We start from the raw sequence: 12,964 nt of genomic DNA, 5'->3' as shown, positions 1-12,964 counted from the left end.
AAATAGTGTTTTAAGGCGCAGGGAATTTGACTTTTCTAAATTTTTATCCTGTTTGATCTATAAATTGTTCACGATTCTTGTCACTCCGTTTTTGAAAACATCAGATTGAAAGTTGAGTAACATGCCTAATTTACAGTTTGTGATTTTTAAATAAGTTAAAAGTTGTGCTTTATGAGCAGGGGATATATACTCAACTGTTTTTAATTCCAAAATCACTTTGTTTTCAATAATCATATCGAGTCTGAAAGCGTTCTCTATTTTTAAATCTTCATAAATGATAGGAAATAATTTTTGCTTTTCTACCTGATAACCTGATTTTGTTAATTCATAGAACAAACATTCTTCGTACACATGTTCAAATAATCCCGCTCCAAGTTTTTTATGAATCTTTAAACCGGTTTCAAAAACTACTTTTGATAATTCATTTTCTGTCATTTGTGATGTTTTGTTGAATCTAAATATATGAATTGTTGGTTAATAATTGTGAGATGGAAGACTGTAATCTATGATGTATAATAAAATTAAAACCCCTCAGAAAGTGTGAGTATAGTTTTATTGATGCAAGATGTTGGGTAAACGCGAATACGCAAAGTTTTATAATACGTTGTGTATATTTTTAAGGCGCAAGAAAATCAAATATTTTCAGCAAGAAGGGGTAAGGATATTTTTTGTTTTGAATATGCAGTTTTCAATTTTATCGGAGATAAAATCTTTGCGACTTAAAGTTTACAGATTAAATAGAAAATCCTTGCGTCTTTGCGCTTTCCAAAAAAAAATTACACTTTATTCTGCTTCAAAAGCATCATTAGAATCACAGGAATTCCAAATACAGAGCTTATTACATTCAAAGGGATCTGTGTTTTTTCTGCAATAACTGAGAAAAATAACATGATCAGAATTCCCAGAAACATATTAAGAATCCATTGCTGCCATAATTTGGATGGATTATAGATGAGTCTGCAAAAATGAGGAACAATGATTCCGATAAATAGGATAGGACCTAAAAATGCAGTAATAGAGGCTGAAAGGAGAGAGGACGCTACTATTATTAATAGTTTCAGCTGTTTCAGGTTTACTCCTAAACTTTGTGCATAAGAATTACCAAGAGAGTTTCCAATAAGAGGTTTTATCGCTTTGAAACAAATGAAAAGACCTATGGATACTAAGATAAATAGTACATAGATCTGATTTCTGGTCACCATATTATTAGCTCCGAAAGACCATAAAATATAGTTTTTCAGACTTTGATTTTCCGCATAAAACTGCAGCAGGGATACAATTGCTCCGGCAAATGCTGAGACAAGAAATCCGAAGATAATAAGATAAGATTTATCCTGAAACTTGTTAGACATGGACAGAAGAATCAGCATTAACAGTAAACTTCCTCCAATTGCTGATAAACTAAGAAAACTGTTCTGCAGAAACTCAGGCAGTAGAATATTATGGGAAAAGAAAATATAAAAAGCGACCGACAGACTGGCTACCGAAGTGATTCCCAATATATCGGGGCCAGCCAGGGGATTTTGAAAATACTCCTGCATCAGAAAACCTGACGTAGGAATTGAAATTCCGGCAAGCATCATCACGAGAACGCGGTTGATACGGATTTCGGCAATCTGATTATGAGCAGAATCTTGAAAAAAGTCCTGAAAACTTAAACTTAAAAATCCTGTGTTCATATTAATGACAGCACTTACAATAATTGCAATCACGAATAATAAACACAGGATTTTAAATCTTTTTGACATGATTCAGAAAGAGTTCAGTCTATTTTTATTGTAAGAAAGAATTGATTTTTGAATTCAATACATCTTCCGTCATCATTCCCAGATATTCATCGGTCTTATCTCCTTTTCTCATGAAAGTAAAGGGAATAGAACCTCCGTCCCATTGCTTGAAGTTATTATGAAAGAAGTTTTGATCTAATTTTTGTCCATCCAGTAAAATAATATTCCCTCCTAGCTTGTTTTCTGTTGCAAAATTTTTAACAGCACCCGCCCATTCTGCTTTATCATCAAGATTTACGAAAGTGAATTTTACAGGTTTTCCCTTCAATTCCTCCATTTTACTTTTAAAGCTTGGAATCTCTCTCATACATGGACCACACCAGGTTGCAAAAAAATTGGTAACATATAATGTATCATTATTTTTGGCTAAGTGCTGGCTTACATTTTCAGGGGAAAGTTCTTTGGGAACGGCTGTACTTTCCTTAGTATCTGTAGGTTGAGATACGGAAAGAGAATCTGCAGCTGTAGTATTTTCAGTTTTCTGACCTTCTTTTTTACAGCTGTACAGTGCAGTAAGAAGTAACGTGGATAAAATTATCTTCTTCATAAATTATTTTTTATCTATTTTTGAATTGAAGTTATGGAACAACAAATCTATAAAGGGAAACTAATACAGTTTCATCCGTTAAAAATAGCGAAAAAGGAAGAGCTGACCAAAAATACTTTTTCTCTGGAGTTCGATATTCCTGAGAATTTAAAAGAAAATTTCAGGTTTGAGGCCGGGCAGTTCGTCAGTATACGATTTCAATCACATGGGAAAGAGGTTATTAATGATTATTCAATGACTTCGGCTCCTTATGAGGGTAAAATAAGTCTTGGAATAAAGATTAATTCCTCTGATGGAGCGACTTCTCAGCTGTTTGAAAACTATAATGCAGGGGACGAAATTTTGGTGAGTGAACCTGCCGGAAGATTTACATTGGTATCCAAACCAAGTGAATTCAGGACAATTGTTGCTTTCGCTGCCGGTATAGGAATTACTCCTATTCTGAGCCATTTTAAAAATATTCTTCATACCGAACCGAGAACGAGGTTGTTTTTGTTTTTTGGAAATAAGAGCTCCGATGAGTTGGTCTATCGTGAACAGTTGGATCATCTCGCCAGAACTTTCGGGGACAGACTTCAGATATTTTACTTTTTTTCACAGGAGAAAACGGGAGACCAATTCTTTTACGGCAGATTGGATGAAAAGAAATTACACCTTATCATCAATCAAATCCTTCATTTAGATGATACAGACGAAGAGTCTACAATCTGGGATGCTGTAGATGAAGTGCTGATCTGTGGAAAAGGAGAGATGATCAAAACATTGGCTAATGCCTGTTATCACCATGGGATTCCCAAGAAAAATATCCATTTTGAACTTTTTGAAGAATTTAATGATGATATTTATCCTGTAGAAAGAGAATTTCCTCTGATTGAAAATATAGAAGTGGAGTTTACAATATTCGGAAAAAAATATACGGCTCAACTTCCTGATAATAAGGATAAAATCCTTCAGCAACTTTTGATTCAAAAGTTCCCGGTTCCTTATTCTTGTAAGTCAGGAATTTGTGGAAGCTGTGAATGTTCTTTGGATGAAGGTGAAGTGGAACTATTGGAGAATGAATATCTTACCGAAAAGGAAGAAGAGCAAGGGCATATTTTAGCTTGCATGTCTATTGTGAAAAGTAAAAAAATAAAGCTTAACTTTGATCTTAGTTGAGAATTATTAGGAACATATTTAACCTGGGTTTTATATCATTGGAATTAGGAATTCTAATGATATGTTTCTGTAATGTATGGGTATTCGGTCTTACCAATGGGAGAACCTATACCAAAATATCAAAAATTCCACCCAGAGAAGTTGCTTTGGTTTTGGGAACATCTCCTAAAATGAGATCCGGAAAATCGAATCCTTATTTTACCAAAAGAATGGATGCGGCAGCGCTTCTTTACCATCATGGCAAAATCAAAAAAATTATTGTGAGCGGTGAGAAGAGTAAGGGATATAATGAGCCGGGAGCGATGAAAAACTACCTGATCTACCAGGAGGGTGTTCCGGAAGATATTATTGAGGAAGATCCGAAGGGTTTCAATACTTATAAAAGTATTCTTCGTTGTAAGGATGTTTATAAAAAGAAAAATGTCATTATTGTATCTCAGGGATTTCACAACCTCAGGGCGTTGTTTTTTGCAAGAAATAATGATATGAATGCTTTGGGATTTGATGCTCAGGATGTCACAAAATCTGAAAGCTTTTACAGAAATCAGGCGAGAGAAATCCTCGCCCGTGTGATTGCTGTAGTGTATTTTATTTTAGGCGTTTCTCCGGATTAGAAAGGATATCCGAACGCAATATTAACCGTTGGTTTGAAAGGCTGGAAGTTTTTAAATCTCCATCGGTCTCCTTCAGGTTTATTCGGGTCGTAGATCTTGTAAGCAAGGTCAATTCTGGCAGTAACATAAGCAATGTTTAATCTTAATCCGAATCCACTTCCGACACCTACCTGCTTCAGAAACTTGTTGAATTTAAACTCATCTCCGTATCCGTCATTATAATTACGAAGACTCCATGTATTCCCGATATCGGTAAATAAGGCTCCCTCGTAGGTTTTATTGAAAGGAATTCGATATTCAATATTGGTAGTAAGCTTTAAGTTATCCGTCATATAGGTACGAACTCTTTCATCTACCTGAGAGTCTGCAGGACCTAATCCTCCAAACGCAACCCATGCTCTGATATCATTGGAACCCCCATTGAAATAAGACTTAATGATCGGCATATCTTCAGAGTTTCCATAAGGAATTCCAACTCCGATAAACTGGCGAAGTACCAACGTCTGGTTTCCATTAAATTTGAAATATTTTCTGGCATCAATATCAAATTTTACAAACTGTGCATAAGGTAACCCGAAAATAGTTTTTTGAGGACTGGTAACAACCCCTCCATCATTATCTTTTTTGTTGAATAAGCTTAAAATGTTACCCGCAAGTTCTACTTTTCCGTTAAAGTAAAATGCATTTGGATATTCTTTTTTTCCAATCTCACTATAAACAAAGTTATAGATCATGGAAGAAATAAGAACATCCTGTGTCTGTCTGTCTTTGTTCACCAAAGTTCCTCTGAACGCTGTTAAAAGATCAGTTCCCTGCTGATTAAGACTTCCACGGTAAGATTCGTTCTCTATAATCTTTTTGGAAACCTCATCTACAGTGAGTTTTCCATCTCTATAATCTTGTCCGGTTTGTGCCGTTTCCGGGTTAAACATAAAATAATTTCCGAAAACCTCATCTTTTACCCTTCCGTCATTCACAAAGTAGTCGTAGTAAGCATCTTTATTTTTAGTCAAACTGACCTGAGTATTGAATAAGGTAAGCTTATGGTATACCTGATCATTCACACTTGCCTGGTAATTCAATCCTGTATTAAAGATAATTCTTCCTAAACCAATATTATTCTGTATGGATGCTCCCAGCAGAATAGATGAAGTAGGAGTGTATCGTTTAGGGATGAATTTATAATAATTAAAAGGAAGCAGCAGTCTCGGGAAATTCAGAGATGCCTGTGCTGATATTTCGTAGGCAGCCACTCTTTTATCAATATCTTTCGTACTTCGGATAGAACCAAATGTTCCTGAAAGGCTTGTAGAAAGGTTTTCTGCCCCTTTAAAAACATTTCGGGTAGTAAGGTCTACAGATGGAGAGATCCCGAGATTCAAAATCTGAGAATAATTAACATCTGTCCCCACTTTAAGCTCATATTTCGGAAGTGGTTTCAATACATATAAAACATCAACGATACTGTCATTAGGAGAAGTCATTCCACCTTGTCTCAGAGAGTCTCTTGCCTTAACGATACTAAAATTGTTCATGGCTAAAAGATTTCTCTTGGTAATGTCCAGCTTAGTTTGGTCAAAAACCTTCTTACTGTCCGGAATAATAGCTCTCCATATAGAGGAAAGCTTATATTTATCATTCACCGTATGGAATCTTATTCTTCTTAAGCTGTCTTTCCTGGTATTTTTAGGGTAGTCGCCAGGTTCATCAACAATGGCAACATCAATATTTCCAAAAGTAGCAATCTTATAAGGGGTATCCAGTGAATCTTTATGAATTTCCAATGTCAAAGGAACCTGTTTTTTGCTTTTAAGAGAATCCGCAACAAAATAGACCTCATCATTGGAGGCGTTGAATCTATAGAATCCAAACTCTCTCATCAGGTCGGTAATTCTGACTACTTCTCTTTCCAGCACAGTCTGATCCAGGATATGCCCGGATCTCACAAGACTTCTGCTCAGATTATAGTTGTAGTAACCTTTGATTCCCTGATCCGGAATATTGTAATAATAATCCTTAATCCGGGTAGGCTCGTTATGCTTAATAGAATAATTAACAGATGCTTTTTTAGACGCAGAGTCTAGGGAATGTTTGAATGTTACATCAGCATCCCAATATCCTCTGTAGGTAAGTCTTTTTTTAATAGATTCAGCACTTTTTTCACTTCTGGTCTGATCAAGAATTACCGGTGGTGTTCCCCAGTTGTGCAATAAACGATCAAAAAGTAGACTTTTTCCAACACTGCTTTTCATGTTGTATTTAAGGAATAAAGAGTCTCTCAGCTTCTGATTTCTCATCTCACCGGGATAGGTCATATATTCATTAAGTATGGTGTCGTATTTCGGTTCAGCCATATTGTACAAAAGGAGACTCAATGGCATGAAGAGAAATTGCTTTTTGTTGGGCTTCTGCTGAATGTAATCTTTGAGCTCTTCGTCAAAAAATTCTCTCTTATCCTCGAACGCTAAATTGTTCTTGGTAAGGAGGTATTCGCCCTCAGGAACTTTTTTTGTCGTACTACAAGCATAAAGGAGACCAACAAATGTTGCAAATGAGATAATTTTATAATATTTTTGAGGAGAATTCTTATAATGCTTACAGCTCATACAATAAAAGTTTTACAATCTTTAGATAAAAAGAAGTTCAGACAAAAATACAATTTGTTTTTGGTTGAAGGTAATAAAATCATTTGTGAACTTTTTAATTCTAACTTTAAAGTTAAAGAAATATTATCAACCGATCCGCAAAAATTGGACCGGACTGATATCCCTATTACTCATATCTCTGAAAATGAATTGAAAAAAATCAGTTTCCTTAAAACTCCAAAAGATTCCATAGCGGTATGTTATCTTGCTGAGGAAGAAAAAATGAGGGATAAGAATATACAATTGGTTTTGGATGGGATACAGGATCCGGGAAATTTAGGAACAATTATACGACTGGCAGATTGGTTCGGAATTGAACAGATTATCTGTAGTGAAGACACCGTGGATTTCTATAATCCAAAAGTGATTCAGGCAACCATGGGCTCTTTTACCAGAGTGAATGTCGTTTATACCGATCTCGTAGAATATCTTTCTAAAACAGAAAATGTAAATGTAGGAACGGATATGGAAGGGGAGAATATCTACACTTTTGAGAAACCGGAAAAGATTAATCTGATTTTAGGAAATGAAGGAAACGGAATGAGACCGGAAACAGAGAAACTTCTACAAAAAAGTATCAGTATTCCAAGGTTTGGAAAATCCCAGTCTACAGAAAGCCTGAATGTATCTATGGCTGCCGGGATTATTTTGGGACAGTTATTTTCAAAATAAAAGCTAGAAACTAGAGGTTAGAAATTAGTGTAAATCACTGGATATTCTCTAACTTCTAGTTTCTAACATCTAACTTTTATATCAATTGTTCCAAACTGGAAACACTTTTATTCTTCTGATATACTTCCATCTTTTTTCTGACATATTTCAATGCTATAGGAGCAAGATAGATCAATGCAGCACCAATCAGTTTTTTCTTCCAATTGGAGCTTTTCATATTCTTTTTGGCATAGTTTCCAACGATAGCGGTAACTCCCAGCTTCACGAGGCTGTCTGTAATATTTCCTCCTTTGAAGGCGGAACTTGCAAGCCCCACGGCTGTATTTTTTTTGATCAGAAGGTCTTTTACTTCTGAAGTCAATTGTCTGGCAATGACATCTTTTCTCAGAACCACTTTTTCATCACCATCTTCATCTACCTTTTCCTGCAGGTACTGATCACTTAAACCATTGGTAAATGCACTTAAGCTTTCCTTCGTGTTTTTGAAGGTAAGAAGATTTTCCAGATCACTTATTTCCCCTTGAAGCAGTTTTTTCTTTCTTCTTAATTCTTCTATGCTTTCGTATTTTCTGCCCATAGTTTAATGATTTAAAAATTTAATAACCTGATCTGCAACAGCATTGACAATCTTATTTTTGAAGGCAATGACAAAGGCCATTACCAGTGCATAAAATGCAGCAACAATTAAGAATCCGTAGGAGTAGTTATCCAGTGCTTTTCCGATAAGAAAGGCAATTCCAAAATTGAAAAGGATAATAAAAAAAGCAAAAGCAACAAGCAGTACTACAAAGTAGGTAATGAGACCAGCAGAAAGAGATGACTTTTCAGTAGCTTCAATTTTCAGAAGATCTATTCTCTTGGAGGCATATTCTTTAATAGTTTCTATCATTGTTTTTTTTTAAAGTTACAAAAAAAGGAACTTTCGCACAAAAGTTCCTTTCTGTAATTTACTTAAAAAAGATAAATTACTTATTTTTTTAGATCATTCAATTCTGCTTCTACATCCTTTACTACATCTGCCGTTTTAGCAACAATTTGATCTTTGTATTTGTCATATCCGTCTTTCACAGTATGTGCTACGGTGTTTGCAGTTTCTTTGAAAGTAGAAGAAATATTGCTGTACTGGTCTTTCATTTTTTCAGAAACCTCTCCATATTTATCTTTAGCCTGATCTTTAAGATCATTTGCTTTATTTTTAATCTTTTTTCTGGTTTCTTTACCTTCTTCCGGTGCGTATAACATTCCTAAGATTACACCTGCCGCAGCACCTGCAAGAAGTCCTGCCAATATACCTGCTGTATTTTTTTCTTTTCTAGACATTTTAAGTTTTTTAATAATTAATAATAAGATTAGTTTTTACAGTAATAAAACTTACAATTTGTATACCAAAGGAGGCTTTAAGCCTATTAAAAATTGTTAAATCTTTTCGATGTGAGATAAAATAAGATCTATAGTTTCTTCTTTGGTTAAGGCTGAGTTATCAATAACGATAGCGTCCTCAGCCTGCTTCAATGGGGCTATTTCGCGCTCGCTGTCAATCTTGTCTCTTTCAATAAGGTTCTGCTTTACCTGCTCTTTATCTGTTTCAATTCCCAGGCTTTTTAATTCCAGAAACCTCCTGTTGGTTCTTTCGTCAATACTGGCAGTAAGAAAGAACTTATAGTCCGCATTTGGCAGAACTACTGTCCCTATGTCACGTCCGTCCATGATAACACCGCCTTTTTCTGCCAAAGAGCGTTGTGACTGCAGCAAAAAGTCTCTCACTTCTTTCTGCTTGGCAACCAGGCTTACATTGTCAGATACTATATTGGTGCGGATATCTTTAGAGATATCGATATCATTAAGGAAAAGAATAAGCGTTCCGTCGTTGTTTTTGAATTCAAGTTTGATCTGGTCTAAGGAAGCGAATAATCTGTTCAGATCAATCTCACTGTTTTCATTCAGACAATGCTGTAACGCATACCAAGTAACTCCTCTGTAAAGTGCCCCTGTATCCATATGAATAAGTCCAAGTTTATCAGCAATGATTTTGGAGATAGAACTTTTTCCGGTAGACGAGTACCCATCGATAGCAATTACAGGTTTTTTCATACTGCAAATTTCAAGATTTTTTCTTAAAAATCAAGGGGAAGTAAAAAAAAATCAGAATAATTAAGAAATTTTCTTCCAGGCAGATTATTCCCCTCTGTGGCTGGAAAGGTCCATAGAAATTCCTATCTGATTGACGTTCGAAGAGTTGTGATATCTTACGTGAGCATAATCGATGCGAAATCTGGAAACTTTAACTCCAAATCCTGCAGAAAGTCCTGAGAAGTTTCTTTGATCTGCAACAGCCAGTTCATTTCCTCTTTTCACATTATATCCCAATCTGATATTGAAATTTTTCTCCGGAAACAATTCTGCTCCCAATGAAAAGTGGTCTGCAATTTTTCTGCCGGCATTCACTTTCTGTCCGTCAAGATTATATTCGGAAGAAATATCAAATTTCTGAAGATCGTGTGCTGTAATCGTGATCGCAAGAGGGAAGTTCTTTATTATTTTGGTATATCCCACATCAATTCTGAAAGGAAGATTTTCTCTTTCTCCGTTGAATGATTTCAGCTGGAAACCAAAATTTCTCATCACAAGAGAAAGTACTTCTTTGGTCTTTTTATTATGATAGGTAACTCCCGCAGTTCCTGAAATAGCGGAAGAAGTATAGTTGTCAATTTTTGAGGTAATAAAATTAAGTCCTCCACCAATCGTCCAGTCTTCTTCAAACTGGTAGGCGTAGCCCGCACCAATAGCGACATCTGAAGCTTTGAAATCTCCATTTTGAAAACCGCTTTCATCCGTTCTCGGAATACTTCCATAGCTCATATACCTGGCATTGATGGTAGCCATGTGGCCGTTCTCAAAGTCTTTGGCATAAGCAATAGTACCGTATTTCGAATCGGCAAGATAAGCCGTTGCGTTGACGGAAAGCTGTTTGTCGGAATCTTTATTTAACAGGGCAGGGTTTGCAATAGCAAAGGAAACATCATAATCTCTTATCGAAATTGCATCTCCACCCAAAGCAGCCTGTCTTGCGGATACAGGTACATTTAAGAACGGATAAACATTTGTTCCTGTTTGTGCATAAGAAACAATTCCTGATAGAAATAATGAAAAAATGATAATTTTCTTCAACTCAATTTATAATTAATGCAAAAATAATCCTTTTTCGTACTTTTCAAAATATTTCTTACATTATTTCTATTTAAATATTTTTCTTCTATCAATATCTTTAATGATTATATTTGCAAAATCAAATTCAGGGGAGACCCATACTAATAAAAAGTTACTAAAAATAAAAGATGAAATATAAAAGAATCCTTCTGAAACTAAGCGGTGAGGCCTTAATGGGAAACAGACAATACGGTATTGATAACGAAAGGCTGCAAGAATATGCTGCTGAAATCAAAACAGTAGTAGAAAAAGGCTGTGAAGTGGCGATCGTGATTGGAGGAGGAAATATCTTCCGTGGTGTAGCAGGAGCTGCAAAAGGAATGGACAGAGTGCAGGGAGATTATATGGGAATGCTGGCAACTGTAATCAATGGAATGGCACTACAGGGAGCTTTGGAAGATGCAGGAATCAAGACAAGACTTCAGTCTGCTATCGAAATGGATAAAGTAGCTGAGCCTTTCATCAAAAGAAGAGCAGTAAGACACCTTGAAAAAGGAAGAGTAGTGATCTTCGGAGCAGGAACAGGAAACCCTTATTTTACAACAGATACCGCGGCTACTTTAAGAGCTATCGAAATAGGAGCTGATGTAATCTTAAAAGGAACAAGAGTAGATGGAATCTATGACAGCGACCCTGAGAAGAATGCTGATGCTGTAAAATACAACTCATTATCTTTTGATGAAGTATTTGAAAAGAACCTTAAGGTAATGGATATGACTGCCTTTACTCTAAGCCACGAAAACAAATTGCCTATCATCGTATTCGATATGAATAAAGATGGTAATCTGGAAAAAATTGTAGACGGAGAAAATGTAGGTACTTTGGTTGATTTATAATCAATTTTAGCTGAAAAAAATATAATAAACACCTGTCACCATTAGCGTGACAGGTGTTTTTGTTTTATAATAATTTTAATACTTATTGGTCTGCTTCAACGTTTTGTGTGGCATTTTCCTTTTCAACCAAAACATAATGGGAAGAAATCCACCCAATGATCTGACTTATTATTTTCATTATCATTTCCAATTCGGAGACAGCAGTTACTCCTGGTACCAGCACAACGTCTGGTTTGGGCAATGGCTGTTGTAAAATAAGACCGTTTACTTGTGGATTAGGTCCTGCTGCAGGAATACCATTATACATTCCCACATGTTGTACTGATAACTGAAGCATATAGTCCTGCAAAGTCTCAGGAGGTGTTTTGATGCTAATCAAGGAGCCATTTGAGTGTTGCAGTTGACCTGGAAGCGATTGGTTTTGTATTCTTGTATAGCTGGCTCCTGAATTTGAAGAATCAGTGATAGCCATCGTTTGTAAAGCTGTTAATATGGAGGCCGTCATATTGGTAGTGGCCTGGCCATATATAGTGGCAATTTTCCCCAGTTCTGATACTGGCCATGCATGAGGCACAACATCCAGATCATTCCAGTGCATTGTGTTCCAGCTTTGGTAAGTACCTGTTTGTTGCTGCCATCCTGGGGGCAATGGTGGAAATTTACTATTGAACAGACTGGCAAATGCTGCCTCACCCGGCGTTGGTCCGGCGGTAGGATATACAAGCGTTACCCCGAAAGCATTCAGATCCTTATTTTCTTTAAGATAAAGGGCAAGAGTAGGAGATAATGCTCCTGCAAGACTGTGTCCGCAAAATATAATGGCTGTACCCGGTTCCGGATTTAAGCTTGCAAGAAACTGCTGCAGTGTGGTATTGGGTGAAGCTGCAGAAGACGGGCTTTCAAGTCCGAGAAGGATACTTATACCGGTAGCAGTTCCTTTTGAAATATAAGGGTCAGTACTATTATACGCTGATGGAGCGAAATTGGAAGGGTTATAAGTTGTCCAGTTCACAACTTCAGCTACCGAAAAATCCTCTGTTTCCCAGTCATAAAGGGAGGAAGGGTTCGTTGCTGCAATCGCTACAACATAAGTAGGCAATGTAGGGCCTCCCGGAAATGCGACAGCATTCGACTTAGCTACATATAATGCATTATCTGCAACACCGGTAGGAACACCCTTTTCATTTTTTTCTTCGATCAAGGCAGGTCCCCAAACAAGATCCCAGCTTCCTAATTTTTCCAGAACTGAAGGATTGGCTGTTGAAGGTGTTTTCTGGTCCATTATTTTAACCGGAGGAACATTGTTAAAATAATAAGATAAATCGTACTGAAGCTGTTGCTGCAGTTGGATACCAAAACCGTTGTAGCCTCCGGCACGGTTGGCAAGACCTGACATAGCAAACACTTGTTGATAGGCGTCTAAAGATGGATTTGTCATAATGTGATTGGTTTAAAATTAGTTTTTAAAATGATAAGAGTTATTTTTAAGAAATTATCT

At 36.3% G+C, this 12,964-nt stretch carries 14 protein-coding genes; 4 read left to right on the top strand and 10 right to left on the bottom strand.

The genetic code is table 11. The features are described from left to right. Positions 1 to 57: 57 nt before the first annotated feature. From C1634_RS19555 to C1634_RS19545, 3 genes are all read right to left on the bottom strand, one after another. A complete protein-coding gene (locus C1634_RS19555; RefSeq protein WP_103233946.1) occupies positions 58 to 435 on the bottom strand; it encodes a GxxExxY protein in 378 nt (125 codons plus the stop codon). Positions 436 to 776: 341 nt separating this feature from the next. Next, entirely contained in the window at positions 777 to 1,748 is a 972-nt protein-coding gene (locus C1634_RS19550) for an iron ABC transporter permease (protein WP_185145150.1), read from the bottom strand. 25 nt (positions 1,749 to 1,773) lie between these two features. After that, positions 1,774 to 2,334, bottom strand: a complete 561-nt coding sequence (locus C1634_RS19545; RefSeq protein WP_103233948.1) for a TlpA family protein disulfide reductase — start codon at positions 2,332 to 2,334, stop codon at positions 1,774 to 1,776. A 33-nt stretch (positions 2,335 to 2,367) separates the two neighbouring features. Between C1634_RS19545 and C1634_RS19540 the strand changes: the two genes are divergently transcribed. Together C1634_RS19540 and C1634_RS19535 are read left to right on the top strand one after the other, a co-directional pair. After that, positions 2,368 to 3,492, top strand: coding sequence for a ferredoxin--NADP reductase (locus C1634_RS19540; RefSeq protein ID WP_103233949.1), 1,125 nt, complete (start codon positions 2,368 to 2,370; stop codon positions 3,490 to 3,492). Positions 3,493 to 3,548: 56 nt separating this feature from the next. Beyond that, a complete protein-coding gene (locus C1634_RS19535) occupies positions 3,549 to 4,106 on the top strand; it encodes a SanA/YdcF family protein (RefSeq protein WP_394337108.1) in 558 nt (185 codons plus the stop codon). On the opposite strand, the gene tamL is transcribed toward C1634_RS19535, so the two are convergent. Continuing rightward, entirely contained in the window at positions 4,103 to 6,712 is a 2,610-nt protein-coding gene (tamL, locus tag C1634_RS19530; protein ID WP_103234811.1) for a translocation and assembly module lipoprotein TamL, read from the bottom strand. The two genes, C1634_RS19535 and tamL, sit on opposite strands and share 4 nt — an antisense overlap. On the opposite strand from tamL, the gene C1634_RS19525 reads away from it, so the two are divergent. Beyond that, the gene (locus C1634_RS19525) at positions 6,698 to 7,423 is read left to right on the top strand and encodes a TrmH family RNA methyltransferase (RefSeq protein ID WP_109738994.1); all 726 of its coding nucleotides are present in this window, start codon (positions 6,698 to 6,700) and stop codon (positions 7,421 to 7,423) included. The two genes, tamL and C1634_RS19525, sit on opposite strands and share 15 nt — an antisense overlap. Positions 7,424 to 7,499: 76 nt before the next feature. On the opposite strand, the gene C1634_RS19520 is transcribed toward C1634_RS19525, so the two are convergent. From C1634_RS19520 to porQ, 5 genes are all read right to left on the bottom strand, one after another. Continuing rightward, positions 7,500 to 8,000: a phosphoribosyl-ATP pyrophosphatase gene (locus C1634_RS19520; protein WP_103234810.1), complete on the bottom strand. Its 501-nt coding sequence runs from the start codon at positions 7,998 to 8,000 to the stop codon at positions 7,500 to 7,502. Between the two features lie 3 nt (positions 8,001 to 8,003). Continuing rightward, the gene (locus tag C1634_RS19515; protein ID WP_103234809.1) at positions 8,004 to 8,312 is read right to left on the bottom strand and encodes a phage holin family protein; all 309 of its coding nucleotides are present in this window, start codon (positions 8,310 to 8,312) and stop codon (positions 8,004 to 8,006) included. 80 nt (positions 8,313 to 8,392) lie between these two features. Continuing rightward, entirely contained in the window at positions 8,393 to 8,743 is a 351-nt protein-coding gene (locus C1634_RS19510; RefSeq protein ID WP_109738993.1) for a YtxH domain-containing protein, read from the bottom strand. A gap of 96 nt (positions 8,744 to 8,839) precedes the next feature. After that, positions 8,840 to 9,514: a (d)CMP kinase gene (gene cmk / locus C1634_RS19505; protein WP_103234807.1), complete on the bottom strand. Its 675-nt coding sequence runs from the start codon at positions 9,512 to 9,514 to the stop codon at positions 8,840 to 8,842. A gap of 84 nt (positions 9,515 to 9,598) precedes the next feature. Further along, positions 9,599 to 10,591 carry a type IX secretion system protein PorQ gene (gene porQ / locus C1634_RS19500; protein WP_103234806.1) on the bottom strand — a complete coding sequence of 331 codons (993 nt, stop codon included), beginning with the start codon at positions 10,589 to 10,591 and terminating at the stop codon, positions 9,599 to 9,601. A gap of 167 nt (positions 10,592 to 10,758) precedes the next feature. Between porQ and pyrH the strand changes: the two genes are divergently transcribed. Beyond that, positions 10,759 to 11,466, top strand: a complete 708-nt coding sequence (pyrH, locus tag C1634_RS19495) for a UMP kinase (protein WP_109738992.1) — start codon at positions 10,759 to 10,761, stop codon at positions 11,464 to 11,466. Between the two features lie 82 nt (positions 11,467 to 11,548). On the opposite strand, the gene C1634_RS19490 is transcribed toward pyrH, so the two are convergent. Continuing rightward, on the bottom strand, positions 11,549 to 12,904 hold the full coding sequence (locus C1634_RS19490; RefSeq protein WP_103233016.1) for a lipase family protein: 1,356 nt from the start codon (positions 12,902 to 12,904) through the stop codon (positions 11,549 to 11,551). Positions 12,905 to 12,964: the final 60 nt, after the last annotated feature.

The sequence above is a fragment of the Chryseobacterium viscerum genome, assembly GCF_002899945.2.
Taxonomy (GTDB): Bacteria; Bacteroidota; Bacteroidia; order Flavobacteriales; family Weeksellaceae; genus Chryseobacterium; species Chryseobacterium viscerum.
The sequence above is the reverse complement of the archived record's forward strand: the minus strand, read 5'-3'. Positions and strand labels throughout refer to the sequence as shown.

Bases quoted from the DNA above. Each gene is read 5' to 3' on its own strand.
- C1634_RS19555 (WP_103233946.1), bottom strand. From the start codon at position 435: ATGACAGAAAATGAATTATCAAAAGTAGTTTTTGAAACCGGTTTAAAG.
- C1634_RS19550 (WP_185145150.1), bottom strand. From the start codon at position 1,748: ATGTCAAAAAGATTTAAAATCCTGTGTTTATTATTCGTGATTGCAATT.
- C1634_RS19545 (WP_103233948.1), bottom strand. From the start codon at position 2,334: ATGAAGAAGATAATTTTATCCACGTTACTTCTTACTGCACTGTACAGC.
- C1634_RS19540 (WP_103233949.1), top strand. From the start codon at position 2,368: ATGGAACAACAAATCTATAAAGGGAAACTAATACAGTTTCATCCGTTA.
- C1634_RS19535 (WP_394337108.1), top strand. From the start codon at position 3,549: ATGATATGTTTCTGTAATGTATGGGTATTCGGTCTTACCAATGGGAGA.
- C1634_RS19525 (WP_109738994.1), top strand. From the start codon at position 6,698: ATGCTTACAGCTCATACAATAAAAGTTTTACAATCTTTAGATAAAAAG.
- tamL (WP_103234811.1), bottom strand. From the start codon at position 6,712: ATGAGCTGTAAGCATTATAAGAATTCTCCTCAAAAATATTATAAAATT.
- C1634_RS19520 (WP_103234810.1), bottom strand. From the start codon at position 8,000: ATGGGCAGAAAATACGAAAGCATAGAAGAATTAAGAAGAAAGAAAAAA.
- C1634_RS19515 (WP_103234809.1), bottom strand. From the start codon at position 8,312: ATGATAGAAACTATTAAAGAATATGCCTCCAAGAGAATAGATCTTCTG.
- C1634_RS19510 (WP_109738993.1), bottom strand. From the start codon at position 8,743: ATGTCTAGAAAAGAAAAAAATACAGCAGGTATATTGGCAGGACTTCTT.
- cmk (WP_103234807.1), bottom strand. From the start codon at position 9,514: ATGAAAAAACCTGTAATTGCTATCGATGGGTACTCGTCTACCGGAAAA.
- pyrH (WP_109738992.1), top strand. From the start codon at position 10,759: ATGAAATATAAAAGAATCCTTCTGAAACTAAGCGGTGAGGCCTTAATG.
- C1634_RS19490 (WP_103233016.1), bottom strand. From the start codon at position 12,904: ATGACAAATCCATCTTTAGACGCCTATCAACAAGTGTTTGCTATGTCA.